The following is a 24,713-nucleotide window of genomic DNA, read 5'->3' on the forward strand; positions in this document are numbered from 1 at the left end:
GTGCTCGAAACTAAACAATACATACAAAATCTGCTCAAAAGCAAAAACATTGAGGTTTCAGCCGCAAGGCAGCATATTTTTGAAAAATATGTTAACGAAACATTTAATATTGATGCCGTAAAACTGATTAAAGAAAAGCAACAAATTATGGTAGATAAATGGATTTTGAAAAACAAAATCGAAGATATTTTAGCCAAGCAAATTGTCATTCCAAATGCAACCGTTGGGAAACCCTATTATGCAAACCTACAGTTTGAAAAGTTAGGTTTCAGTGATATCACAAATGTTGAATTTGAGGGATTGGAGCAATATGGTTTAACTTTCAACCCAACTTTAAATGTAATTGAAGGCGACCCGAGCTTAAGTGGCGATTTCAAAATTAAAATGAAGTTTAATGTTTCAGGGGAGGAGTTGGATACCGAGGCACATGAAAAAATGCTTTCTTTAGTTGTGAATGCTAATCCAAAATCTTTATGGAAAAATATTGCCAGTGCTGAAGGGAAAGATGAAGATTGGAAAGTTGCTAATTATTGGAAAGAGGATAATACAAATGATTTTCAGCCGATAGGGGATAAACATATTGTTGTGGCTTCAAAACGTGGAAGAAGCCATGCCAATGTGGGGTCGTTTAGAGATGATGATTATGCCTTCAAACACTTTGACGAAAACGGCTGGAGTATAGTTGGTGTTGCTGATGGTGCTGGAAGTGCAAAATTAGCTCGCCAAGGGTCGAAAATTGCCTGTGACGCTGTAATCGAATATTTTTCCGATCATTTAAGTGAAGAGAAACTTAAGGGTTTTGATCAAATTCTTTTCGATTATCATCATAAAATCGGAGAGGATGCACAAAAAAAGATTAGCCATTTCGTTTATAATAACCTATCAAAAGCAGCTCAATTCGCACATTATAAAATAGAAGATTTCGCTACAAAAACAGAAAGTCCGGTAAAAGATTTTCACAGTACCTTGATTTTTGCACTTTTTAAAAAATACGATTTCGGTTATGCCATATTAACATTTGGCGTAGGCGATTGTCCGATAGGTTTATTGAACAAAGATTTAACCGACATCAAGTTAATGAATTGGCTCGATGTTGGCGAATTTGGTGGAGGAACAAGATTTATAACCATGCCGGAAATTTTTACGAGTGAAAAATTTTCTACTCGTTTTGGCTTTACATTAATCGAAGATTTCTCTTATCTTATGCTCATGACCGATGGAATTTATGATGCAAAATTTGTTGTGGAAGTCAATCTGGAAAAGCTCGAAAATTGGAAAACATTTGTAGAAGATTTGAAGGGCAACAATGAAGATGGTGCGGGAGTCAATTTCGAGTCTGATAATGAAAAAATTGCTGAGCAGTTATCTGCATGGATGGATTTTTGGAGTCCCGGTAATCACGATGATCGAACTTTAGCTGTTATTTTTTAGAGAGAAACTATGTCTACAATTACCGTTAAATCTTCCCTTACAGGCAAATCTTATCAATATGTAGATAATGGCGATCCGAAAAGTGGAACTGCAAAGAATGTTTATTTTAGCCCGGATAGAAAGTACGTTGTCGCGATTTTTAAAGAGAAACAAGATTTCAATCAAAAAGAAAGGCTGACCAAAATAGTAACTAAATACCTCAATCAGATAGAAACCAAAGAGGCTGGAAAGTATTATTTAGAAGAAATTTATCGTTGGCCAACTGATATCATCGAAACCCATGATCGCATTGGAATTATTGTTCCGATTTACAATTCTAAATTTTTCTTTTCCAAAGGTTATACCTCAAGCGATTTAATTAAAGGGGAAGAAAAAAATGGAAAATGGTTTGCCGCCGCCAAGTTTAGAAATAGGCAGTTCCCCTTAAGTTTAGATCAAAATGAATTGGGCCGCTGGCTTAACTATTTTCAAATTGGCGTTAATTTATCCCGTGGGGTAAAAAAAATGCACCAAATGGGACTTTCTCATTCCGATTTATCATACAACAACGTGTTAATAGATCCTTCAACTGGTTCTGCCTGTATGATTGATTTAGATGGTTTGGTTGTTCCTGGCATATTCCAAGCCGAAGTAATTGGAACTGCAGATTTCATCGCTCCGGAAGTTTTGGCTACTAAACATCTTGAAAAAAACGATCCCGCCAGGAAATTACCAAACCGGTTAACCGACTTACACGCTCTAGCTTGTTTAATTTACATGTATTTGCTGCATCGGCATCCCTTAAAAGGCGGCAAGGTTCATGATCTGGATACCGAAAAGGACGATTTGTTGAGTATGGGCGAGAAGGCATTGTTTGTAGAACATCCAACAGATTCATCGAACCGGCCAAAAATGAATCAGGTTTCCAAATGGGATACCTATTGGGCCGATGTGAATAAAATACCCTATAACATTACCGGTCCATACTTAAAAGCACTTTTTGATAAGGCTTTTATTGATGGTTTGCACAATCCTATGCAGCGCCCAACGGCTGAAGAGTGGGAAATCGCTTTGCTTAAAACTACAGATTTAATGCAGCAATGCAGCAATATTTATTGCGATCAGAAATGGTATGTTTTCGACAATACCTCTATCCCAAAATGTCCGTTTTGCGGCACCAGCCATAAAGGAACTTTGCCCATATTGGATTTATATTATCAATTTCAACCCTCGGTTTGGAAACCTGAAAATCACAGATTGATGGTGTACAATAATCAATACTTGTTTCAGTGGCATGTAAACAGAAATGTGGTTAGAAATGAAAAACTAACAGACGAACAAAAAATACCAGTGGGTTATTTTACTTTTCACGAAGGAAAATGGGTGTTAGTTAACCAAAAACTCACATCTTTGGTAGATAAAACTGAAGAAAAGGAAATTCCTATCGGTTCGATGGTCGAACTAACAGATGGAAAGAAGCTTTTACTATCTAAAGAGGATGGTGGAAGGGTAATTTTAATAACGCTTGCAAACAAATAAACCAAAATAACTATAATGAATAATAACATGTTTGATCACCCACTTTTAATTGCAGGCTTTGCGGTAGTGGTTGTTATAATGCTGATCATTGACTTAGGTCTCTTCAACAAAAAAAGCCACACCATATCCAATAAAGAAGCCATCACTTGGTCAATCGTTTGGATTTCTCTTTCAATGATTTTTAGTGGTGCTGTTTATTATGAGTTGGGTTTTGATAAATTCACCCAGTTTCAATCAGCTTACTGGATAGAGAAAGCACTTTCTGTAGATAACCTTTTCGTTTTTATTCTGGTGTTCAAGTTTTTTGATGTTGCCAATGAAAACAAGCACAAAGTGCTATTTTGGGGAATTATTGGTGCCTTGGTTTTAAGGGCGATCTTTATTTTTTCTGGCGCATTTTTCATTGAATTAACGTACTTAAATAAAATTTTGAGTCTGTTTGGAGTGGCTGGCTTTAAATACGACATCAATATCATTATGACGCTGTTCGGGTTATTCCTGGTGTACGCCGGAATAAAGTCGTGGTCGGCTGATGACGACAATGATGATGAAGACTATAATAACACTAGAGGAGCAAGATTAGTGAGGAAGTTTTTCAGAGTAAGCGATAAATACGACGGAGACAAGTTTTTTACCATGGAAAATGGGGTGAAATTAGCTACGCCATTATTGGTTGTTGTCGCGGTAATCGAATTTACCGACTTGCTTTTTGCAGTCGATTCTATCCCTGCTATTTTTGCGATTTCTAAAGATCCTTTCATTCTTTATACTTCAAATATTTTTGCCATTTTGGGCTTACGTGCTTTGTTTTTCTTATTGGATAACTTCATCCATTTGTTCAGTAAATTAAAATACGGATTGGCAATTATCCTGTCTTTTATTGGGATCAAGATGATTATTGCTCCATTCTTTCACATTGATTCAGTTTATTCACTGATTGTAATTGGAGGTGTATTAATCATATCGGTAATTTTATCGGTCATGTTTCCAGAGAAGGAGGAAGGGGAAAAGGTAGCGTAGAAGCAACTATTGCCGCTATTAAATTAGAGAAACACCAAAGAATAGTTAACTTCGCCAAGTTTTTAATCGACCGGTTTTATACCGGTCGATTACTTTTCGAAAGATTACCATGCAAGATAATACCACCTTTAATCATCAAGCCGACATCGTTAATAGTGCCATTAGATTCATAAACTCATGGTTTAAACAGTCTAAAGCGATTACTGAAGAGCTTAACGATTTCTTTATTTTACCTGGTAATAAGGTGATTGGCAAAGGGATTATTGTTAGCCGGCTGAAAGGAATTTTTGGTAAATCTGATGAATATGTTGGTGGGAGATATGATATTATTGATGTCAACTTTGAGTTGTTAGCCGATGGGAAAGGAATGGGTTTTGTAGAAGGTGTGGCCGGTTATAGAAATGTGATTCAGAAACAATCAAAAATTGTAAGCGGTCCGTTTAAGCTGTACTTTGCACTGCATAATGATCAGTGGAAAATCGTAAATATTGAATTTCCGGGGTTTGCGTACTAGAACTAGTTTATTATAATTGAAGTTCGCCTCTTTCCATAATTTTTCTATCTTTGGTTTTTAATGAATTTCCTTTATCCGGGCTTTCTTTTCGCACTATTATCGGTTGCAATTCCGGTCATCATTCATTTATTCAATTTCCGAAAATTTAAAAAAGTTTATTTCTCTAATGTTCAGCTTTTAAAAGAAGTTGAGCAACAAAATTCATCACGAGAAAAGCTTAAAAATTTAATGATTTTATTTTCGAGGATTTTAGCATTAATCTTCCTTGTACTTGCATTTGCGCAACCTTATATCCCGCTCAAAGGTCAAAAAACGACCAGCCAGAACAACTCAATTAGCATTTATATCGATAATTCTTATAGTATGGAAGCCATCAATAAGGATGGTAATCTGTTGGATGAGGCGAAACGGAGAGCAAAAGAGTTAATTAAAAGCTTCGGGGTAAATGATCGTTTTCAGCTTTTAACAAACGATTTCGAGGGAAAACATCAAAGATTATTAAATGCAGATGAGTTTTTGAAAGCACTTGACGATGTTCAGATTTCCGCGGCAAATAGAAATCTGCAGCAGATATTAAACCGGCAAGGCAATGTTTTAACTGGCTCAGTCAACAAATACAGTTTTATTATCTCAGATTTTCAGAAAAATATTGCTAAAGGACCAACATTATCAACAAAGAAAGAAATCCAATATGCTTTCATAAAGTTGAATGCTACTGGTTTACCAAATGTTGCTGTGGATAGCGTGTGGACACTTTCTCCTAACCACCAGCCGGCTGCAAGTGAGAAACTTGTTGTTCAGTTAAAAAATTATTCTGATGAGGAGGCGAAGAATATTCCTTTGAAACTAAGCATTAACAACCAGCAGAAAGGTTTAAGTGCAATGACTATTCCAGCAGGAAAAACTAAAACGGATACTTTGAGCTTTTCTGGCTTGAAAGCTGGCTGGCAAAAGGGGCAAATAGCCATTAAAGATTTCCCGGTTACGTTTGATGATACGCTATCTTTCAGTTTTAAGGTTGATGAAAGTTTACCTGTTTTGAGTATTAACGGAGCAAACGCAGGAAATTATATCAAAGCGCTTTTTGCTGCAGACAATTATTACAAACTCACTGAGAATGGAGAAAACAATATAAATTACAGTGATTTTGCTAATTTCGGTTTAATTGTACTTAACGGATTGAAAAATCCATCTACTGGATTGGCACAACAGTTAAAGACTTATTTAAATGCAGGCGGAGCCATTGCAATTTTTCCGGATTTAGATGCTAATATACAAACCTACAATGCTTTTTTAAGTGACTTGTCGTTACCTATTATTCAGAGTTTAAATACTACAGAAACTAAAGTAGATCAGATTGAGTTACAGAACCCTATTTTTAAAACTGTATTCGAAGATATTCCTAAAAATCTCGATTTACCAGTAGCTCAACGATATTTTTCTTTTGTTGAAAGTAATTCGGCTAACAAAGAGAATATTCTTTCCTTTCCGGGTGGGAAACTTTTTTTCGCTAAATACGGCGCTGGTAATGGTGCTGTTTATTTGTCAGCAACGGGCCTCAACACCGGTGATGGGAATTTAGCTCGGCACCCGGTTTTTGTTCCTTTAATGTACCGTTTGGCTTTAAACGCTGGCAATGAAATAGCACTGTATTATAATCTTGGAAACGATAATGCATTGGCCAGCAAAAAAATTAATTTGGGTAAAAATCAAACCTTAAAGCTAAGCGCTAAAAACTTCGAGGCAATTCCTGAAATCCGTCAGATTAATGGCAAAACGCTTATTTATGTCGCCGATCAAATAAAAAGTGCGGGCTTTTATAACCTTGCCTTGGCCGACTCCCTGATTTCTGTTTATGCTTTTAATGGCGGTAGAACGGAATCTGATATGCATTATTTGAATAAAACAGAATTGGACAATCTTGCCGCTGAAAGTAATTTGAAAGTATTTGATGCTGATAAAGATGCAGTAAAATTAATTGCAGGTGCTAATGAAATCGGACAAACTTTATGGAAACTTTGTCTAATTTTGTCGCTGATTTTTATTGCTGCTGAAATTCTGCTCATTCGATTTTTTAACAACCCTAAAAAAACAATATGAATCTCCTAGTTAAAAATGTAACCATTGCCGATCCGCAAAGTAGTTTTAATAAGCAGCAATGCGATATTCGGGTAATTGATGGTAAAATTCAAAGCATAGGAAAACTATCACCAGAAAAAGAAGAAAACGTTTTTGATGCTGAAGGTTCTTTCTTAAGTCCCGGTTTTTTCGATTTAAATTGCGCTGCCGGCGATCCTGGTTTCGAAACTAAAGAAGATATTCAAACTTTAACTGCTACTGCAAGGGCTGGTGGTTTTACTGGTTTGGCACTTTTGCCCCAAACCGATCCGGTTATTCAATCAAAATCGCAGGTAGAATATATCATCAACAAAGCGAAAAATAATCTGATTGATGTATATCCGTTAGGAGCCATCAGTCAAAATCGGGAGGCTAAAGAATTGGCAGAACTGTTTGATATGCAACAGGCAGGTGCTGTCGCTTTTTCCGATGGCGACAAAGCGCTGCAAGACGACGGTTTTATGAGTCGTGCTTTACAATATGCCAAGGGTTTTGATGCTTTGCTGATGGTTTACCCGGAAAATAAGTCCATTGCAGGCAAATCGCAAATTAATGAGAGCAAAAATTCGGTTCTTTTAGGTATGAAAGGCTTGCCAGCTTTGGCCGAGGAAATGCATATTGCCCGCGATATTTTTTTAGCGCAGTACAATGAGACAAAAATTCACATCAGCAATATTTCTACAGCTGGTTCAGTTGCTTTAATACGCAAGGCGAAAAAAGATGGCGTTCAAATTTCATGCGATGTTACAGCACACCATTTGGTTTTCACAGAAGACTTGCTGACAGATTTCGATAGCAATTACAAGGTGAAACCGCCATTACGTAGCAAAGCTGATGTAAAAGCACTTATCGCAGGTTTGAAAGATGGTACAATTGATGCCATCACTTCGCAACATCGCCCTGAGGAAATTGAATTTAAAAATGTAGAGTTTGAAATTGCACATTACGGTATCATTGCGTTGCAAACAGTTCTTCCATTATTGTTAAAGACAGGATTGGACGCCAGCTTAATTGCGGAGAAATTGGCGATTAACCCACGTAAATTGCTAAATTTAAATATTCCTGTAATTGAAGAAGGTGCTGTAGCTAATTTTACGGTTTATAATCCGAATGAAAAATGGCTATATAATGCGGTAAATAACTATTCAAAATCTGCTAATAGTCCACTTTTAGGAACAGAACTAACCGGAAAAGTAACATTAGTTTATAATAATCAACAATTGTTTAAGGATTAAAGAATAAGGAACAAAGAACAATATAAGGGGCAACGGTGAAGATTAAGCAAGGAGAAGATTTTATTAGGCTTACTACCTTTAATCATTCTTCTTTCATCTTTGCTCATTTAAATTTTAAAATATGGATAACAGAGTAAAAAAGGCGCTTGTCGCATCGTTAAATAAATATGCTGAAGTTGCGGCTATCAACGTAGAAGGTTTCGAAACAGAACTCATTGCGGCTTTCGAGCTTGATGTGAAGTTCATGGACAAAGTTGTTGCTTTTGACGAAGTCTTCGATTCGCATCCAAAATTTGAAGAATTGCGTGAAGTATTTTTCGACTTGTTGATGGTTAATTTCTTTAGCAGCGATGTTCAAAAATTAGAAGATGATTACTTAGAAAGCGATGAATGGGCTGATATCGAGGAAGAAACAATTGATAGAGGAACGGAGCTTTTAAATCTACTTTTATACATCAAAGAATGTAAAGATGAAGATATTGAGCCAGAGTTGGGCGATTTCTTAAAAGAGTTTTTACTAGTTGAAGACGATGAATTTCAAGATGAGTTTGAAATTTACGAAGAAATGATTAGCAATCAGCAGTTAGCCGAGAGCAGCGTAGAAGAGATTTGTAAAACCGCTCCAACGCTTAACATTAGCGAAGAAATGCAAGAATTATTTGTTCCTTTTATGGCTTTTTTCCTTGATGTAGAAGGTAGTGCAACCACCACAAAAGAATTAATTCAATTTAGCAGTAACAAATCCTTCGATTCGGCTACGTATATATTGATCACAACCATTAATAACTAAATTTAAAGAAAAGCTATGGACAAAAGTGCCTTAATTACCAAACTATCACTCAAGTATGGTTTCATACTTGCGGCTGTATCCGTTGCAATATCATTAACGCTACATTTTATTAATCCTGTAATGCTTTTTACCAATTTTGCATTGCCTTTTATCATCTTAATTATTTTTATCGTGCTGTTGGTGTTCGCAGGAATTACCATTCGTAAAGAGATCGGTGGTTTTTGGACATTCGGAGAAGCTTTTAAGTCTTATTTAATTATTGCTTTAATATTAGCATTGGTTTCAGTGCTATATAATGTGTTATTAATGACTGTTATTGATCCCGGGTTGCCAGCAAGAGCTGCCGCTGCAATTACAGATTCGCAAAGAGCGATGATGGAGAAATTTGGGATGGCGTCAGAGCAAATTGACGAAGCTTTAGAAAAAGCAGGTAATATGGAAGAAAAACTTGCTCCAACTTTGAAAAATTCATTCACAAGTTTTGGTGTGTCCTTGGCCATGTATGGCGTTTTATCTTTAATACTTGCCGCAATTTTGAAGAAAAAAGAACCAACAACTTTTAATACTTTCCCGAAAGAAAATTAGTAAATCTTATAAAATTTCGAACGTGCAGGTTTTATCATTTAATTTGATGAAATTTGCACGTTTTACTTTAAACAAACCTCGCAAGTTTTGGAAACTAGCGAGGTTTATGCTTAACAATGGATATATCAGTTGTAGTACCCTTATTTAACGAAGATGAATCGCTGCCCGAATTAACGGCCTGGATTGATAAAGTGATGGTTGAAAATAATTTCAGTTATGAAATTGTTTTAGTTGATGATGGAAGTACTGATCGATCATGGGAAGTTATCGAAGCACTTAGAATTCAAAATCCAGCTATTAAGGGTATCAAATTCAGAAGAAACTATGGTAAATCTGCGGCATTAAACGTTGGCTTCGAGGCTACCCAAGGCGATGTGGTCATTACGATGGATGCTGACTTACAAGATAGTCCAGATGAAATTCCAGAATTATACCGTCGAATTAACGAAGAAAAACTTGATTTGATCTCGGGCTGGAAGAAAAAGCGTTACGATCCCATCACCAAAACAGTTCCGACCAAATTATTCAATGCAGCCACACGCAAAATGAGTGGAATTGAATTGAACGATTTCAACTGTGGGTTAAAAGCATACCGGAGCGATGTGGTTAAAACCATTGAAGTGTATGGAGAAATGCACCGTTATATCCCGGTAATAGCGAAATGGGCAGGTTTTAATAAGATTTCAGAACAAGTTGTAGAGCATCGTGCCCGTAAATACGGAACAACTAAATTTGGCTTTAGCAGATTTATTAATGGTTTCTTAGATTTACTTTCCATTTTCTTTGTTGGTAAATTTGGTAAAAGGCCTATGCACTTTTTTGGTTCATTAGGAGTATTGAGTTTTTTTTTGGGAATTATCATGTCACTTTATGTACTGGTAGAAAAGCAGATTCTCATTTGGAAAGGCTTAGCCTATCGCGATGTAACTCAGCAGCCGTTATTTTATTTGTCGTTGGTGGCAATAGTGGTGGGTTCGCAGATGTTTTTAGCAGGCTTTATTGCCGAACTTTTGTCTCGGAACGCACCAGAAAGAAACCAGTATTTGATAGAAAAGGAATTAAAGTAGGTGGCTTCAATGCGGAAGGTTTATCCACTCAAACCCTCAACCTGTACACTTTCAACCCTCAACCTCAAAAATGTTTTTCTCTATAATCATTCCGCTTTATAATCGTCCGCAAGAAATCGACGAGCTTTTGTACACCTTAACTAAACAAACTTATTTACAGTTTGAAGTTTTGGTGATTGAAGATGGTTCTAAAAATGATGCCAAGAAAATTGTAGATTCTTATGCGGAAAAACTCGATATAAAATATTATTTCAAAGAAAACGCAGGACAAGGTTTCGCCCGGAATTATGCTTTCGAGCGGGCTTCAGGAGATTATTTCATCATATTCGATTCTGATATTCTGGTTCCGCCAGATTATTTGGAAATTGTAAGGAACTATCTTTACGAGCACCACTTAGATGCCTATGGTGGTCCGGATGCTGCACACGAAAGCTTCACACCAGTACAGAAAGCCATTAGCTACGCCATGACATCGCCTTTCACAACCGGTGGCATCAGAGGTAACAAAAAACATGTTGGCCAGTTTCATCCCCGAAGTTTTAATATGGGCGTTTCTCGCCAGGCCTGGGAAAAAGTTGGTGGTTTCATCTTAACCCGTTTAGGGGAAGATATCGAGTATAGCATCAGGATCCATGCAGCTGGCTTTAAAATCGGGTTAATTCCAGAGGCTAAAGTATTCCACAAACGCAGAACTAGTTTTAGCCAGTTTTATAAGCAATTGCACTTTTTCGGGAGGGCAAGGATTAATATTTATAAACACTTCCCAAAAGAGCTCAAGTTGGTCCACTTTTTTCCAGCAGTATTTACCATTGGCCTTGGCTTTGCCATTTTATGTAACTTCATCTATCCGCCATTAGCCTATGTTTGTAACTTTCTGCTTTTGGTGTACTTTATGTTGATATTTTTTCATTCCTGGGCTGTAAATAAATCGTTAAAAGTTGCATTTTTGAGCATTATATCTTCGTTCATCCAACTAACCGCCTATGGTTTAGGATTTATACAGGATTTATTTAAACGAGTGGTATTCAAACAACAATGATCAATTATCTAAAAGAAAGCACTTTTGCCGTTAACGATGTTATTCAAAAAGCATGGGGCATTACCAGAAAACACTATTTTTCTATCGCTACGCTCTGCTTTCTGATGTTTATCACCGCAAGCGCATCCAGCTTAATGGCATTTTTTATTAAAGATGTGAGCAAAGCGTTGAGTGCTGTAATGGCCATTATCTTTGTCTTTCTTTATTTTACCATCAATTTATCCCTATTCAAATACATTTTTCATTTAATGGATGATGAGGAAAATGATGTCAAAATTGTAGACACACTTCCAACACGGCAGCAAATTATTCGCTTTCTTATCGCTACACTCTATTTTGTTGGGTGTATATTAGGTGTTTACCTGGTGGTCATCTTAGTTGCGTTTCCGTTTATCTACACTGGGTTAAGTTTAGATGTAATTAAAAACGTTGCCATCTCGGTAGGTATTGTGGCCATATTTATCACCTGGCTTAGGATTTCTTTTTTTCCGTTTTTTATCATCGATAAAAATGTAGCGCCTTTTGAATCTATTAAACTAAGTCTTGCCATTACCAAAGGAAATTTCACTAAAATTCTTTTATTATTACTGGTTTTAGGTGGGGGGTATTTAATTTATCTGGTTTTTAATATGTTACACTGGCCATTTGTAGCCTTCGCAGTAAATATTTTAAGCTCATTTATTATTGTTCCGTTATCGAGTGTGGCATTAACAGTAGCCTACCGTAAAATTGCAGGAGAGTATAAGGGCGATGAACATCCAGATATTTTACACAATATCGTTTAGGTCTCAGCTCTCCAAAATGAGAGCGTTAAAAACATAGTAAATTTTATGCATTTTATTATTAACGAACTGAATATTAACATTAGAAAGGAGAAGCCCGTTTAAGGGTTTGGAGTTATGGGGTTAAAAGCGGCGTTAAGTAAACCTTTTGCAGCATTTGCAGTATGGCAAATCAATAAGTGGAAAAAGAATGCCGTTGAGGCACAAAATAAAATTCTTCAAAATCTTATTAAAACGGCGGAAAATACAGCTTTCGGGAAAGACCATCGCTTTGCGGAGATCAAAAATTATCAGGATTTTAAAGAAACTATTCCCATTCGCGATTACGAAGCTTTAAAAGGATATGTAGATCGGGTTGTTGCAGGCGAAAGTGATGTGCTTTGGAAAGGAAAGCCGCTTTACTTTGCCAAAACATCAGGAACAACATCTGGCGTAAAATATATTCCGCTTTCCAAAGAATCAATGCCTGAGCATATCAAAGCTGCCCGGAATGCCATACTCACTTATATTCATGAAACCGGTAAAACAGATTTTGTAAACGGAAAAATGATTTTTTTACAGGGGAGCCCTGTGCTGACGCTAAAAAACGGAATCAATGTTGGTCGCTTGTCAGGCATTGTGGCGCACCATGTTCCTGGCTATTTGCAAAAAAATCGATTGCCTTCTTATGAAAATAACATTATTGAAGATTGGGAACAAAAAGTAGATGCCATTGTAGATGAAACCATCAGCGAAGACATGACTTTAATTTCTGGTATTCCACCATGGGTGCAGATGTATTTCGATAAACTATCAGAAAAGAGCGGAGGAAAGAAAATTGCCGACATCGTTAAGAATTTCAGCTTGTTTATTTATGGCGGAGTAAATTTCGAACCTTATCGGGCGAAAATAGAACAAAGCATCGGCAAGAGAATCGATTCGATTGAAACTTATCCCGCATCAGAGGGTTTTATCGCTTATCAGGACTCCCAAAAAGATAAAGGTTTGCTGTTGTTGGCTGATGCTGGGATTTTTTACGAGTTTATTCCAGCGGATGAGTATCACAACGAAAAACCTACTCGTTTATCGCTTGGGGAGATTGAGTTAGAAACCAATTATGCGCTCGTACTTAATACAAACGCCGGTTTATGGGGTTACAGCATTGGCGATACCATTAAATTTGTTTCTAAAAATCCATACAAAATTATAGTTACGGGGCGTATTAAACATTTTATTTCCGCCTTTGGCGAACATGTAATTGGAGAAGAGGTAGAGCATGCTTTGTTAACTGTGGCAAACGAAGAAAAAGTGGAGATTACGGAATTTACAGTGGCGCCTCAGGTTAATCCGAAGGCTGGTGAACTTCCATATCATGAGTGGTTTGTGGAGTTTTCATCGCTTCCAAAAGATATAATCGCCTTTAGCAAAAAAGTTGATCAGGCTTTGCAAAAGAAAAATATTTACTACTTTGACCTCATTAAAGGGAATATCCTTAAGCCGTTAATTATACGTACTTTGCAAAAAGATGCTTTTGTAAATTATATGAAAAGCCAAGGTAAATTGGGCGGGCAGAACAAAGTGCCAAGATTGAGTAATGATAGGAAGTTGGCTGATGAGTTGGAGGAATATATTGTTAAGTAGACCGTCATTGCCAGGAGGCACGACGTGGCAATCTCATTTAACCTTTCCTGATAAAGGGCTTCTAGCGGTGGGGTGATATTTACCGGCTGAAAATTTTTGTATTAGAGTTTGTGCTTAGGCTAGGGTACTGCATTCCCAAAAATTTGTTAGGCCGGATTAAGCTGAACGAAGATACAGTACTCAGGCAAAGCTGGGCGGAAGGTATATTGGATTATACCTGTCCAAAAAAGAATTGAATAAAAGAATAAAATTTGAAAAACATAACCATCTTAGGTTCTACAGGAAGTATAGGTACACAGGCACTTGAAGTTGTTCGGGATCATCCTAAAATATTTAAGGTTTCTGTATTGTCTGCACTTAAAAATGCTGAATTGCTTATTCAGCAGGCAAAGGACTTTAAGCCCGAAACCGTTGTGATTTGTGATGAAAGCCAATATTTGTATGTAAAGGATTCATTATCGTCTTTTAACATCGAAGTTTTAGCAGGTGAGAAAGCACTTTCAGAAGTTGCAGCTTATCCGAAAAGCGATATTGTGCTGACGGCATTGATGGGTTCAGTGGGATTGAAGCCAACTATTGCCGCAATAAAAGCAGGCAAAAATATTGCCCTTGCCAATAAGGAAACCCTTGTTGTTGCTGGAGAGTATATCACAAATTTGGCAAGGGAATACCAGGTTAAAATCCTTCCGGTTGATTCAGAACATTCCGCCATATTTCAGTGCCTGGTAGGCGAGGAGCAGAATGAAATCGAAAAAATCTACCTCACTGCATCCGGAGGTCCGTTCCTGGGTAAAGACCAGCAATTTTTATCCTCAGTAAAAAAAGAGCAAGCCTTAAAACATCCCAATTGGGTAATGGGTGCGAAAATAACCATCGATTCGGCCTCTCTGATGAATAAAGGATTGGAGGTAATTGAAGCAAAGTGGTTGTTCAATCTTGATGTCGATCAAATAGACGTGATTGTGCATCAGCAGTCTATTATTCATTCCATTGTTCAATTTACTGACGGATCAATGAAGGCACAAATGGGCGTTCCGGATATGAAACTGCCTATTCAATATGCTTTAAATTACCCAGATAGGCTAAAAAACGATTTTAAACGTTTTAACTTTCTGGATTATCCAAATTTTAGCTTCCAGCAGGCAGATATGGAAACCTTTAGAAATTTAAAACTGGCATTTCAATCTTTAAGGAAGGGTGGGAACATGCCTTGTATTTTAAATGCAGCCAATGAGGTTGTAGTTGAAGCTTTTTTAAAGGATAAAATTGGTTTCCTGCAAATGAGCGAAGTAATTGAGCAGTGTATGCAAGAGATTAGTTTCATTGAGAAGCCACAATTGAGCGATTATTTAGAAACTGACAAACATAGCCGTATCTTCGCCAGCGAATTAGTAACAAAAAGTAAAGTTTAACATCTAACATAAAAATTTTATAAGCAAATATGAATGGATTGATTATGGCGGGGCAGCTGTTGCTCGGATTGTCTTTATTGGTAATACTACACGAATTAGGGCATTTTCTTGCAGCAAGAGCATTTGGCATTAAAGTAGAAAAGTTTTATTTATTTTTTGATGCATGGGGTTTTAAACTTTTCAGCTTCAAAAAAGGAGATGTTGAATATGGTGTGGGATGGTTGCCATTAGGTGGCTACGTGAAAATTGCGGGGATGATTGATGAAAGTATGGATACCGAGCAAATGGCTCAGCCTGCTCAACCCTGGGAATTTCGCTCGAAACCAGCCTGGCAGCGTTTAATTGTGATGCTTGGGGGTATTATTGTCAATATAGTGGTAGGTGTAATCATTTTTTGGATGCTTACCTTTAAATATGGACAAACCTATACCGTAAATGGAAAGTTAACAGATGGAATCTCTGTAGGTTCGATAGGAAAAGGAATCGGGCTTAAAAACGGAGATAGAATTTTGGCCATTAATGGAAGCAAGCTGATTAAATTTGAAGATGCCATTTCTAGTAAAGTATTGTTTGATGGAGCACAACTGACTATTTTGCGTGGCAATCAAACGCTTTATATTTCTGTTCCGGATACTATTTTAAATAAACTTTCTAAAAACGATAAAGAGAACTTTATTGCCCCACGCTACCGGATGGCAAGAGTGGAAACCGTTTTGGAACCAGATGAAAAAGCCGACAAACAATCGTTTTTCGATAAACTGTTTAAAAGGCCCTATACAAAACCGGTTTATCCAGCTTATGCTGCCGGAATTAAAAAAGGAGATAGCATTTTAGCTGTTAACGGAAAACCGGTTACCTTCTTTGATCAGTTTAAAGATGAGGTTTTTGCAAATAAGGGTAAGAAGATAAGTATCGCTGCGCTTAGAGGTGGAAAAGAAATCAATTTCGATGTGAATGTTGGCAAAGATGGAACAATTGGAATTGGGCCGAGATTTAAAATGCCAGAAACTGCGCATGTAAGTTTTGGCTTTGCAGAGTCGCTACCTATTGGTGCAACAATGGCTTACAGCACCTTTTTAGATAATGCGAAAGGTATTGGGAAGATGATCACCGGTAAATTAAGCGCCCGTAACATCAGCAGTCCGATTGGTATTGCTAAAGTTTATGGTTCAACCTTCGATTGGGTAAAATTCTGGACGCTTACCGGATTAATTTCCATGGCACTGGCCTTTATGAACTTATTGCCCATCCCAGGCTTAGATGGAGGCCACGTAGTGTTTTTACTTATTGAGATGGTACAACGCAAACCAGTAAGCGAAAAGGTTTTGGAGAAAGCACAGATTGTAGGCTTTGTAATCCTCATTTGTTTAATGGTGTTTGCTTTTGGTAATGATATTTTAAAATCTTTCGGGAAGTAAAATCAAATTAATAATATTGCCGCAGATGAAGTTTGATTTTCGAACTGCAGCTACGGCTTTTTAATGATATCCTATTATGAGTGAGCAAACGCAACAGTCTAATTATTTCGAGTTCTATGACTTGCCCGTGCAGTTCAATCCCGATCAGCAGCAGGTAAAAGCTAAATTTTATGCTTTGAGCAAGCAATACCATCCAGATTTTTACGCGAATGAAAGCGTTGAAAAACAAGATGAAGTTTTGACTTTATCCACTCTGAACAATAAAGCTTATCAAACTTTGAGCAATGCTAAAAGAAGATTGAAATATGTGCTGGAACTTAAAGGGATTGTAGAAACTGATGAGGGATATCAATTACCACAAAGTTTTTTGATGGAAGTGATGGAGGTGAATGAAGCGCTGATGGATCTGGAATTTGAGCCTGATGCCGATAAATTATCGCAGGTGCGGGGAGAGGTAGATGTAATTGAGCAGCAGCTTAAAAACGAGCTGGATAAACTGGTTAAACAGTTTGATGAAAGTCCTGCTGATGCTCAAAGCTTACTGCCTGCTATCAAAGATATCTTTTATCGTCAGAAATATATTTCTAGAATCAGGGAGCGTTTACCGAAAACTTAACTGCTTGGTTTTTAGCTCCATTCATGCAGATGTTCTTTACTATTTAAACAGCTGCGGCACAAAAAGTACGAGGTAATCTCTCCAGTTTGCCCAGGTATGCCCACCTTCACTTTCTACATAAGTGTATTTCATCTGATTATTGTCTAGCTTATTGCGGTAATCGGCAACGGTTTTGTAAAGGAAATCTGTTTTACCAATTCCTATCCAATACAGTTTTAACCCGTTGCTAAATTGGTTTTTTAAGGTGGCATCTATATTTTCGTATACTGGAGAATTGGTTTTTCCGAAGGGCATAATAGCGGGAGAAAAAAGCCCGACATAATCGAATGTTTTCGGATAATACCTGGAAATATGCAAGGAATGGAAGCCGCCCATAGAAAGACCAGCAATGGCTCTTTGCGATTTATTGGCATTTACCCGATAATTGCTTTCTATAAATTTAATAATATCGCTAAAGGTTTCTTCCATTTTTCCATCCATCGTATGGGGAAGTTGCATGGTAGGTTTATAAAATCCTTTTACATCTTCACCTGGCGCTGCCTGTTGCGCAACATTTCCATTCGGCATTACCACAATCATTGGTTTGGCGGTTCCTTTGGCAATCAGGTTATCCAAAATCTGAGCCGTACGTCCGAGTGCTGCCCAGGCCTCCTCATCGCCACCCATGCCGTGAAGTAAGTACAAAACAGGACATTTTTGTTTTCCACTTTCGTAGCCAGGCGGAGTGTAAACCGTTAATCTTCTGTTCATATTGTTTCCGGGCGAGTTGTACCAACGTTTAGCCAGGGTGCCGTGGGGAACATCAGTCACTGCATAATGATCTGCTTTTCCATCGCCCACTAAAAACACATTTACTACCGAAGCTACATCTCTGATCTGGTAAACATTGCTCGGATCTCTGGTTTTCACACCATCTAATACGAATGAATAGCTATATAATTCTGATTTTAATGGAGCAGTGGTGTAAGTCCAGGTACCGTCGGCTTGTTTTTGCATTTGCGCATTTCCAGGCTGATTAAGCATATCGCCTTGCAGCTCTACTTTATTTGCCTGTGGTGCATACAATCGGAAAGTTACACGTTTATCAGTATGAATTTCTGGTGAGACAAGTTCCTTCTGTTTGCCAAAATTTAAGTTTTCCTGGGCAGATAATCTAAAAGAAGCGATGAGTAAAAAGACGAGGATGAAATTTTTCATTGGAGGATTCATATAGCAGCATCAAGGTAATATTATAAGCTCAAATAAGAAAATATTGCATTGAGAATGTTACCGATTTAGTTACTAAAAATTTTTTTCTGTAGCCATAAAAGACTATTTCAGTAATGAAAGCAGAAGCTGTTCTTTGTAAGAAAAAGATCCCATGAAGCTCGCTTACATTTTCACTGTCTTAATACTTTTAACTTTATTTTCAGCTTGTTCGCAAAGAGCATGTCCGGCATTTCAAAGCAAATTTAGTCCAAGGGGCGGCCGGGGAACGGGGTATTAAGCGGATACTTCGGGCTTCTAATTTTTATTTGTTAGCTGTATATCAGTATTCCGATTCGTTATCGGAATAAACAAAACATTGCCTCTTGTTTTAGTGTTGAAATTGAACATTAAAACAATCATGTCATGAATACTAACGAAGAAAAACAAATTCCTCAGAATGAAAATTCTGCCAATGATCAACACAATGGTTTAACGGGCTCCAATACAGTGAAAAATCCCGATGATTGGACAACAGGAGATGAGCCGATGACGGGTGCACAGCAGTCGTATCTAAAAACCCTTTCTGATGAAGCTGGTGAATCCTTTGATGAAACTTTATCTAAATCAGAAGCATCAAAAAGGATCGATGAATTGCAACACAAAACCGGTAGAGGATTGGAATCTCATCAATAAGATCTGATTGTTATCATGATCATGATGCGGTTATGTCCGATTTTCACCTGATTTACTCAAATTATATTTTAATAAAAATGTCCCATGAAGTATTTACTTCGTGGGACATTTTTTTTAGTTGTTACTAGGATTATCTGATTACTTGGCTAATGCAAGCGCATTTTGTTCTGCTTCCATCATTGCTTTTGAATAGTAGGTAGCTGATTTTAGAGTAGCAAAATCTTTAGTGCTTACATTTTTCATGTTGGTTGCAATTAAGGTGCTTTCCTCTGCTTTTCCGTTTAGTTTTAATACCGCATCTTCATTAACTACGGTGTACAAGCTGGCTGCGGAAGTTTTAATTTTTGCTGTTGCACTTTGGTGCAAAAACAACTGCAGGTTTTTAACATCGAAATTGTTGCTGGTTACCACGATAGATTGTCCGTAAGCTTCAATTCTTTCCAAATCCTGCATAGTGATATTGATGGTTACCAGGTTATGCTCCATCGAATTGATGAATAAGGTTTTTCCATCACTGTTTACTGAAGTTTTGCTGGCATCAAAATTTTCGGCACCCGAAATGTGCTGAGTTTTTCCTTTTGTTAAAACCAGTTTAACGTTGCCGCTAACCCAAATTCTGTTAAAGCCTGGAGCTACGGCAGCTTTAGTTTCTTTAATTAATGGTTCTGAAGCAGCGCTGCTGATTGCTGAAGAGGTAAATACTACTGCTGTTAATGCTACTGCGAATAATGTTTTTGTTAAATTTTTCATGACTTTATATTTTAAGTTTCTTAATGTTTTCTGATAATAAGACGTGGTCACCCAGGAAACGTTTCAGCGGAAAATTGGCTTTTATACCAGCCGAAGAAAGCATCAGACCAACGCCTGTAATTTGTCGACGAAAAAGTGTTGGTATGGTTCTTTAGTTTTAGAATATGATTGGCGTAATGAGGCTTTCTCCTTTATAGGTAGAATTATTTGTTAAAAAGAGATTTTCGAGCGGATTCTTCTGGCTTATAAGTTTCCACTTTCCAGTCTAACATTTTTATCTATGCCCTAAAATGCCTTTATCCTGCCTTAGCGGTGCAATAGGGATGCGGTGGTTGTGGGCAAACTTGGCTTTTATAGATACTTGTGCAAAAAGCTGTTAGCGGGATAAAAATATGGCCAGGGGAATAGGTAATTTATATTGCCGTTCGGCAGCGATACGTCTTTTAAAAACGAGAATCAGAAGGAAGAACTAGATGATTTGTGGGGGCTAGGGTAGAAGAATTAGCTTTTGTTCTGGTCAGCATATTTCATGCTGTACAATTGATTAGGCATTAAGTAAATTAGGTCCTTTTGCAAATCAATATATGTATTGAAACGTTTCAGGATATCAGAACCCAGGATGTGGATATTTATCCCAGGCATGGGTTTAGCTGATCCTAAAAGCTGTGCGGGTATATTTTCAAGAACAAATTTTCCAAGTTTAAGCTTCTGAAGTTTCGCTGTAATCACAGGAATTTCATTGTTTTGGGTTCCACGCATGATTACCTTTTTAATTACTTCCATCTTTTCCGTTGGAAATTTATCTGTTTTAAGCAAGTCGTTATCTAACATCGCTGTTCGCTGATAACCCGTATCAAAGAGAAACCAGTTTTTATAAGCCTGCTTATTATGAAAGATGAATCCTTCTATAAAAGGTTTGTTGTTGATGTATTTGATCTTAAATCTGGAGGTTTTGCGATTATTGATGATGTTATCCGGCATTTTAGAATGAATAGCCATCAGCTTTTTATCATAATTGAGTTCCAACACCATCCCGTCGAAAATGTCCCAGCCCAATAAACCATCAGCCTCATGACCCACCACCTGAGTATCATAAACTTTACTTTGATAAGTCCGCTTTCCCAGTTTTATGTCCAATAGGCGAGAATATAATTCAGGATTGGATTTTACTTTTTTTGTAAGTGCATCGGTAGTTAACGACATCTCCGTTGCTCCAGTATCGAAATTCATTTGAAGCGAATCCTGGTGGTTGAAGAAAACAGCAATCAGATTGGTATTGTATTGATTAAGGCGGAATGGGATAGAGTCATGCAATTCTGGCTTCAGATTGCTAAAATTTTTGATTTCCGGAGATTTAATCCTTGTCAAGCAGGAGTCTTTACCGTTCAGCAATACGATGAAATCTTTTTGCTCGCCAGGCTTAACCCACAAGGTAATGGAATCTATATCGGTTTGGAAAGTAACTTTTTTTCGATTGGTATTCTTGTTAGTGGTATAGATATCGGGAGAGGTTTTAGGATCTATTCCCCATGATGAAACTGAATTACCTTCTTCATAAATTTTGGCGGACTTGCTTCCAGCTTTAATTACCGGAATTTTAGTTTGCGCTTGTAAACACAAAGACAAAGCACATAATAGTGTAGTGATGAGGGCTTTCATTTAAAATAGTTCAGCCCTAAAGATGAAAATAATTATTGAAATGTTTTTATTTATGCTGATTGATTTCACCTGCAACCATGTTCGTATGCAAGAAGAATGTGATTTTCATCTTGTTAGCAGTCCTGAAAAGTTCGTGTTCTATTGCAACATCAAAGTGTAAAATCATTTTTTACTTTTTGTTTGTGCCTTCCTTTGGGTTACTTTCGACTCAAAATCAGATTTTATGAGTTCACTATCCATTTTCCGAAAGGTAGCAGTAGCAGAGGGAATTTCCTATTTGCTTTTGCTTTTCGTCGCGATGCCACTAAAGTATTTTGCCGATTTGCCACTATTTGTTAAATATACGGGCTGGGCTCATGGTTTATTGTTTGTACTGTATACTGCTACACTGGTTCTTGCCTGGCAAGAACAAAAATGGAAATTTGGTAAAGCGCTCCTTATTTTTGTGGCTTCATTGTTGCCTTTTGCACCGTTTATTGTAGACAGGAAGCTAAAAGATGAGAGGCCGGAGAATGCAAGTACCCGATAATAAATGCATTACAAATTATTTTAAATTATTTTTTGCATTTTAACTTTCGTTCTCTACATTTGCAACCCCGTCCAACACATGCCCAGCTGGCGGAATTGGTAGACGCGCTGGTCTCAAACACCTGTGGGAAACCGTGCCGGTTCGACTCCGGCGCTGGGTACTAACCGGAATCGAACACATCGATTCCGGTTTTTTTACGACTTTTTCCTACTTAAAAGTTCATTAAGGTGTGTTCAAAGTATTTATGATAAACATCAATTTACTCAAACAATGTAATCGGGCTATCTTTGAACCAAGATGTTGTATAATCAATTGATCCCAATCGGCATAACAAGAAATCACTCTGTAGGGAACCTTATATATATGCCATATCTTTCCATGCCTAACTACTTTGCTTATTTTATCATAAACTCATCATCAAAAACAGCAAAATGGATTTGATTAATGAAATGAGTTCTTGATAGATTACTGAAGATCATGGTTTAAGTCTATTTAGCAGAAATTCTGTTTTATAAGTTATATGGATCCTGTGAGTGTTTCGTTGTAGGTGATCAAAAAATTAGGGAATATTGATAATTATTAGGAAAACACCAGAAAAAGCCTGACCTGATCACAAGGCATAGTCGATCATTTCTCTACTACGGCTTAATGGTATGTAGTAATATCAAGGTGAATCATTTGATTTTGATTAATTTTTTAATAGCTCTATCTAAAAAAGCCCTCCAAATGATCACGATAACTGCCAGAAAACCAAACCCAATCCCTACCCAAGGAGTGATTTGTATACCATAATGATTAATGAACCATCCTCCGGTGGCGGTACCTAAGGATACCCCTAAATTTCCAAAAGAGGTTTGCAGACTATTTGCAAATTCTTTAGCATCAGGAGCCGCCGATATCATATAACCAACACCTATTAGGAAACACGGACCGTACATAATTCCCCAAAACCCCACCACAAATGCAATACTGCTTATTGAACTATTAATATATTCAAATGCAAATGGCAGTAAAAATGTACCTATAATGAAAAAGGAGGCCGTCCAGACCATGTGTTTTCCTAATAAACGACCTGCTACAAAATTTGAAATTACCCCCATTACACCAAATAAAAGTAACATGTAGCTTATTTCTTGCGTACCTAAACCCTTTGCTTTTGAAAGGTAGTCGGCAAAATAGCTATAGGAACAAAACCAGGCCGTTATTAATAATAAATTTAATGCTGTACCCGCAATAAACGTTGGTCGGAACAGTATGCTTAGTTGATTTTTGAAGGACTTCACTTCTTTGTTAGGCATAGATGGCAAGTATCTATAAATAACCAGTAATGCGAAAAGAATTACAGTGCCTTGAATAACATAGCTCAGCTGCCATGTGTAAATACCGGCTATAAATGTTGTAAAGGGAATAATGGTCACCTGTGCAAGAGCTATACCTCCAATTATTATACTGGTTAATTGCATCTGAGTTTTCTGATCAGTATCTTTTGTTGCAGCAGCAATTGCCATGGAGAAAAATGCCGGATGCAAAATTGTTGGCAGTATTCTCAGTATTATTAATAACCAGAAAGGGGGGCTGAAACAAGACAAGAAATTAGAAATTAAAAATAAGCCTAGAGCGTAAATCATAACTTTCTTTTTGTCATATCTTGACGCAAATAATACCATAAAAGGCCCTGTGAGAGCGATTGCTAATGCAAATCCGCTTAGAAGATACCCAGCTGTTCCTATATTTATATCATAATATTCAGCGACTTGGGGTAGAATACCAATGATACCAAACTCGGTACTTATGATACCTATAACGCCCAGGCATCCTATATACGCTATTCTTTTATTTGTAATTACATTCATAATAAACTGATCGGTTTAAAAATATAGAAAAAAAATTATTTGTTAAATTGTACTTTTATAGCGCTATTTAGGACAAATTTACGCTCAATATTTACTAGGTTAATGAAGCTAATTCTGTAGTTTGTAATTAGGCTGTAACCATTTGGATTAGAGTGTCTATCATATCATAAACTTCTTTTCGGTTTTTAGTTAGCGCATATTTTTTTAACAATGCACTGGATGAAGATGAAAAGAAAGCAGCTGTCAGTTCTGTATTTAGATTATCCCTAAAAACACCTTTCTCTTGTCCATCTTTTATGATTTGAAAATAGATCTCTTCAATCATTTTTTCATTTTTGTATAATAGACGTATAATCTCTTCATCAGTTGTTGAAATTTCAAAGGCAATTTTAACAGCTAAACATGTCCTGCCTTCGCTGATACTTTCATCTATTGCCAATCTTAAAATTTTTTTCAAATTTTTAACTGCGCCTAAGTGACTTCCCTTTAAAATCCTCGCGTATTCTAAAATTTTACCGCTTAAATATTTATCTAAGCACTTAATAAGCAAATCCTTTTTATCACCATAAGTCGGATAAATACTACTTCGATTAATCCCCATATGACTTTCCAAATCACTTATAGAAGTGTTATGGTAGCCTTGTGACCAGAAGAGATTCATCGCAACATCCAGTTTTTGGTCATAATCAAATTCTTTGTTTCTTCCCATGGTACAAAGGTAATTATAAACCGATCAGTTTATAATTTAATTTGAATTTTTGATATATTAATTGCAATTGAATACCTAACCGACAACTATTAGAGTAATACTGGGAGCCATTACCTCATCATCTTGGTCCAGTCACGAATATAAAGGTGAAATCATGATAGTTTAAA

22 protein-coding genes and 1 tRNA gene are annotated in these 24,713 nt (G+C 37.0%); 18 read left to right on the forward strand and 5 right to left on the reverse strand.

Features of this window, described 5'->3' with window-relative positions:
- The 15 genes from AC3ITD_RS02665 (at position 1) to hscB (ending at position 17,165) form a co-directional block, all read left to right on the forward strand.
- Positions 1–1,431, forward strand: a complete 1,431-nt coding sequence (locus tag AC3ITD_RS02665) for a PP2C family serine/threonine-protein phosphatase (protein WP_489363752.1) — start codon at positions 1–3, stop codon at positions 1,429–1,431.
- Between the two features lie 9 nt (positions 1,432–1,440).
- The gene (locus AC3ITD_RS02670) at positions 1,441–2,949 is read left to right on the forward strand and encodes a helix-hairpin-helix domain-containing protein (protein ID WP_489363754.1); all 1,509 of its coding nucleotides are present in this window, start codon (positions 1,441–1,443) and stop codon (positions 2,947–2,949) included.
- 15 nt (positions 2,950–2,964) lie between these two features.
- Positions 2,965–3,969: a TerC family protein gene (locus AC3ITD_RS02675; RefSeq protein ID WP_265797886.1), complete on the forward strand. Its 1,005-nt coding sequence runs from the start codon at positions 2,965–2,967 to the stop codon at positions 3,967–3,969.
- A 109-nt stretch (positions 3,970–4,078) separates the two neighbouring features.
- Positions 4,079–4,483: a hypothetical protein gene (locus tag AC3ITD_RS02680; protein ID WP_265797885.1), complete on the forward strand. Its 405-nt coding sequence runs from the start codon at positions 4,079–4,081 to the stop codon at positions 4,481–4,483.
- A 60-nt stretch (positions 4,484–4,543) separates the two neighbouring features.
- Positions 4,544–6,583 carry a vWA domain-containing protein gene (locus tag AC3ITD_RS02685; RefSeq protein ID WP_489363757.1) on the forward strand — a complete coding sequence of 680 codons (2,040 nt, stop codon included), beginning with the start codon at positions 4,544–4,546 and terminating at the stop codon, positions 6,581–6,583.
- A complete protein-coding gene (locus AC3ITD_RS02690; RefSeq protein ID WP_265797883.1) occupies positions 6,580–7,836 on the forward strand; it encodes a dihydroorotase in 1,257 nt (418 codons plus the stop codon). Before AC3ITD_RS02685 ends, AC3ITD_RS02690 begins: the two co-directional genes overlap by 4 nt.
- A gap of 121 nt (positions 7,837–7,957) precedes the next feature.
- A complete protein-coding gene (locus tag AC3ITD_RS02695; protein WP_489363760.1) occupies positions 7,958–8,626 on the forward strand; it encodes a hypothetical protein in 669 nt (222 codons plus the stop codon).
- A 15-nt stretch (positions 8,627–8,641) separates the two neighbouring features.
- Positions 8,642–9,211: a DUF4199 domain-containing protein gene (locus AC3ITD_RS02700; protein WP_265797881.1), complete on the forward strand. Its 570-nt coding sequence runs from the start codon at positions 8,642–8,644 to the stop codon at positions 9,209–9,211.
- A 116-nt stretch (positions 9,212–9,327) separates the two neighbouring features.
- Positions 9,328–10,278 carry a glycosyltransferase family 2 protein gene (locus tag AC3ITD_RS02705; protein ID WP_489363762.1) on the forward strand — a complete coding sequence of 317 codons (951 nt, stop codon included), beginning with the start codon at positions 9,328–9,330 and terminating at the stop codon, positions 10,276–10,278.
- Between the two features lie 70 nt (positions 10,279–10,348).
- Positions 10,349–11,317 carry a glycosyltransferase family 2 protein gene (locus AC3ITD_RS02710; protein WP_489363764.1) on the forward strand — a complete coding sequence of 323 codons (969 nt, stop codon included), beginning with the start codon at positions 10,349–10,351 and terminating at the stop codon, positions 11,315–11,317.
- Complete coding sequence (locus AC3ITD_RS02715) at positions 11,314–12,102, forward strand: hypothetical protein (protein ID WP_265797878.1); 789 nt, start codon at positions 11,314–11,316, stop codon at positions 12,100–12,102. Before AC3ITD_RS02710 ends, AC3ITD_RS02715 begins: the two co-directional genes overlap by 4 nt.
- Positions 12,103–12,216: 114 nt before the next feature.
- On the forward strand, positions 12,217–13,719 hold the full coding sequence (locus AC3ITD_RS02720) for a GH3 auxin-responsive promoter family protein (RefSeq protein WP_489363767.1): 1,503 nt from the start codon (positions 12,217–12,219) through the stop codon (positions 13,717–13,719).
- A gap of 251 nt (positions 13,720–13,970) precedes the next feature.
- The gene (locus AC3ITD_RS02725; protein WP_265797876.1) at positions 13,971–15,131 is read left to right on the forward strand and encodes a 1-deoxy-D-xylulose-5-phosphate reductoisomerase; all 1,161 of its coding nucleotides are present in this window, start codon (positions 13,971–13,973) and stop codon (positions 15,129–15,131) included.
- Between the two features lie 29 nt (positions 15,132–15,160).
- Positions 15,161–16,549: an RIP metalloprotease RseP gene (gene rseP, locus AC3ITD_RS02730; RefSeq protein ID WP_056849609.1), complete on the forward strand. Its 1,389-nt coding sequence runs from the start codon at positions 15,161–15,163 to the stop codon at positions 16,547–16,549.
- 76 nt (positions 16,550–16,625) lie between these two features.
- The gene (gene hscB, locus AC3ITD_RS02735; RefSeq protein WP_489363770.1) at positions 16,626–17,165 is read left to right on the forward strand and encodes a Fe-S protein assembly co-chaperone HscB; all 540 of its coding nucleotides are present in this window, start codon (positions 16,626–16,628) and stop codon (positions 17,163–17,165) included.
- 39 nt (positions 17,166–17,204) lie between these two features.
- Here the strand turns inward: hscB and AC3ITD_RS02740 are convergent, their stop codons facing one another.
- Entirely contained in the window at positions 17,205–18,362 is a 1,158-nt protein-coding gene (locus AC3ITD_RS02740) for an alpha/beta hydrolase-fold protein (protein WP_489363771.1), read from the reverse strand.
- Between the two features lie 414 nt (positions 18,363–18,776).
- Between AC3ITD_RS02740 and AC3ITD_RS02745 the strand changes: the two genes are divergently transcribed.
- Positions 18,777–19,046 (forward strand): DUF3072 domain-containing protein, encoded by a 270-nt coding sequence (locus AC3ITD_RS02745; RefSeq protein ID WP_265797872.1) that lies wholly within the window; start codon positions 18,777–18,779, stop codon positions 19,044–19,046.
- A gap of 138 nt (positions 19,047–19,184) precedes the next feature.
- Here the strand turns inward: AC3ITD_RS02745 and AC3ITD_RS02750 are convergent, their stop codons facing one another.
- Together AC3ITD_RS02750 and AC3ITD_RS02755 are read right to left on the reverse strand one after the other, a co-directional pair.
- Positions 19,185–19,796 carry a GIN domain-containing protein gene (locus AC3ITD_RS02750; RefSeq protein ID WP_489363773.1) on the reverse strand — a complete coding sequence of 204 codons (612 nt, stop codon included), beginning with the start codon at positions 19,794–19,796 and terminating at the stop codon, positions 19,185–19,187.
- A gap of 501 nt (positions 19,797–20,297) precedes the next feature.
- Complete coding sequence (locus tag AC3ITD_RS02755; protein WP_489363775.1) at positions 20,298–21,455, reverse strand: pepsin/retropepsin-like aspartic protease family protein; 1,158 nt, start codon at positions 21,453–21,455, stop codon at positions 20,298–20,300.
- 223 nt (positions 21,456–21,678) lie between these two features.
- Between AC3ITD_RS02755 and AC3ITD_RS02760 the strand changes: the two genes are divergently transcribed.
- Positions 21,679–21,984 (forward strand): DUF3817 domain-containing protein, encoded by a 306-nt coding sequence (locus AC3ITD_RS02760; protein WP_489363777.1) that lies wholly within the window; start codon positions 21,679–21,681, stop codon positions 21,982–21,984.
- 80 nt (positions 21,985–22,064) lie between these two features.
- Positions 22,065–22,144 (forward strand) — tRNA-Leu (locus tag AC3ITD_RS02765).
- 514 nt (positions 22,145–22,658) lie between these two features.
- On the opposite strand, the gene AC3ITD_RS02770 is transcribed toward AC3ITD_RS02765, so the two are convergent.
- On the reverse strand, positions 22,659–23,837 hold the full coding sequence (locus tag AC3ITD_RS02770; RefSeq protein WP_489363779.1) for an MFS transporter: 1,179 nt from the start codon (positions 23,835–23,837) through the stop codon (positions 22,659–22,661).
- A gap of 127 nt (positions 23,838–23,964) precedes the next feature.
- Entirely contained in the window at positions 23,965–24,546 is a 582-nt protein-coding gene (locus AC3ITD_RS02775; RefSeq protein ID WP_489363781.1) for a TetR/AcrR family transcriptional regulator, read from the reverse strand.
- Between the last annotated feature and the right edge of the window lie 167 nt (positions 24,547–24,713).

The sequence above is a fragment of the Pedobacter sp. KH_004 genome, from assembly GCF_057840755.1.

What these genes read in the sequence shown, in the direction of transcription:
- AC3ITD_RS02685 (WP_489363757.1), top strand. Translation starts at nt 4,544, where the DNA reads ATGAATTTCCTTTATCCGGGCTTTCTTTTCGCACTATTATCGGTTGCA.
- AC3ITD_RS02755 (WP_489363775.1), bottom strand. Translation starts at nt 21,455, where the DNA reads ATGAAAGCCCTCATCACTACACTATTATGTGCTTTGTCTTTGTGTTTA.
- AC3ITD_RS02710 (WP_489363764.1), top strand. Translation starts at nt 10,349, where the DNA reads ATGTTTTTCTCTATAATCATTCCGCTTTATAATCGTCCGCAAGAAATC.
- rseP (WP_056849609.1), top strand. Translation starts at nt 15,161, where the DNA reads ATGAATGGATTGATTATGGCGGGGCAGCTGTTGCTCGGATTGTCTTTA.
- AC3ITD_RS02715 (WP_265797878.1), top strand. Translation starts at nt 11,314, where the DNA reads ATGATCAATTATCTAAAAGAAAGCACTTTTGCCGTTAACGATGTTATT.
- AC3ITD_RS02720 (WP_489363767.1), top strand. Translation starts at nt 12,217, where the DNA reads ATGGGGTTAAAAGCGGCGTTAAGTAAACCTTTTGCAGCATTTGCAGTA.
- hscB (WP_489363770.1), top strand. Translation starts at nt 16,626, where the DNA reads ATGAGTGAGCAAACGCAACAGTCTAATTATTTCGAGTTCTATGACTTG.
- AC3ITD_RS02775 (WP_489363781.1), bottom strand. Translation starts at nt 24,546, where the DNA reads ATGGGAAGAAACAAAGAATTTGATTATGACCAAAAACTGGATGTTGCG.
- AC3ITD_RS02680 (WP_265797885.1), top strand. Translation starts at nt 4,079, where the DNA reads ATGCAAGATAATACCACCTTTAATCATCAAGCCGACATCGTTAATAGT.
- AC3ITD_RS02700 (WP_265797881.1), top strand. Translation starts at nt 8,642, where the DNA reads ATGGACAAAAGTGCCTTAATTACCAAACTATCACTCAAGTATGGTTTC.
- AC3ITD_RS02705 (WP_489363762.1), top strand. Translation starts at nt 9,328, where the DNA reads ATGGATATATCAGTTGTAGTACCCTTATTTAACGAAGATGAATCGCTG.
- AC3ITD_RS02690 (WP_265797883.1), top strand. Translation starts at nt 6,580, where the DNA reads ATGAATCTCCTAGTTAAAAATGTAACCATTGCCGATCCGCAAAGTAGT.
- AC3ITD_RS02670 (WP_489363754.1), top strand. Translation starts at nt 1,441, where the DNA reads ATGTCTACAATTACCGTTAAATCTTCCCTTACAGGCAAATCTTATCAA.
- AC3ITD_RS02745 (WP_265797872.1), top strand. Translation starts at nt 18,777, where the DNA reads ATGAATACTAACGAAGAAAAACAAATTCCTCAGAATGAAAATTCTGCC.
- AC3ITD_RS02695 (WP_489363760.1), top strand. Translation starts at nt 7,958, where the DNA reads ATGGATAACAGAGTAAAAAAGGCGCTTGTCGCATCGTTAAATAAATAT.
- AC3ITD_RS02770 (WP_489363779.1), bottom strand. Translation starts at nt 23,837, where the DNA reads ATGAATGTAATTACAAATAAAAGAATAGCGTATATAGGATGCCTGGGC.
- AC3ITD_RS02675 (WP_265797886.1), top strand. Translation starts at nt 2,965, where the DNA reads ATGAATAATAACATGTTTGATCACCCACTTTTAATTGCAGGCTTTGCG.
- AC3ITD_RS02740 (WP_489363771.1), bottom strand. Translation starts at nt 18,362, where the DNA reads ATGAAAAATTTCATCCTCGTCTTTTTACTCATCGCTTCTTTTAGATTA.
- AC3ITD_RS02760 (WP_489363777.1), top strand. Translation starts at nt 21,679, where the DNA reads ATGAGTTCACTATCCATTTTCCGAAAGGTAGCAGTAGCAGAGGGAATT.
- AC3ITD_RS02750 (WP_489363773.1), bottom strand. Translation starts at nt 19,796, where the DNA reads ATGAAAAATTTAACAAAAACATTATTCGCAGTAGCATTAACAGCAGTA.